Raw genomic sequence first — 262 nt, 5'->3', positions numbered from 1 at the left:
ACCATCGGCGCTGAGAAGCTTAACTTCCGTGTTCGGTATGGGAACGGGTGTGACCTTCTCGCCATTGCTGCCAGACTATTTAATTGAGGAATCATTCCCTCAAAACTAGATAATGCAGAAGAAGTTTGTAAACTTGAGTTCACCTTAAAATTGGTTAAGTCCTCGAACGATTAGTATCAGTCAGCTCCACATGTTACCACGCTTCCACCTCTGACCTATCAACCTGATCATCTTTCAGGGTTCTTACTAGCTTGCGCTATGG

General features: G+C 44.7%; 2 rRNA genes. Both read right to left on the bottom strand.

From position 1 onward, the window contains the following. Positions 1-75, bottom strand: a 5S ribosomal RNA gene (gene rrf, locus M3610_RS27750); the annotation flags it as partial. Positions 76-150: 75 nt separating this feature from the next. After that, a 23S ribosomal RNA gene (locus tag M3610_RS27745) occupies positions 151-262 on the bottom strand; the annotation flags it as partial.

The sequence above is a fragment of the Neobacillus sp. MER 74 genome (assembly GCF_023714155.1).
The sequence above is the reverse complement of the archived record's forward strand: the minus strand, read 5'-3'. Positions and strand labels throughout refer to the sequence as shown.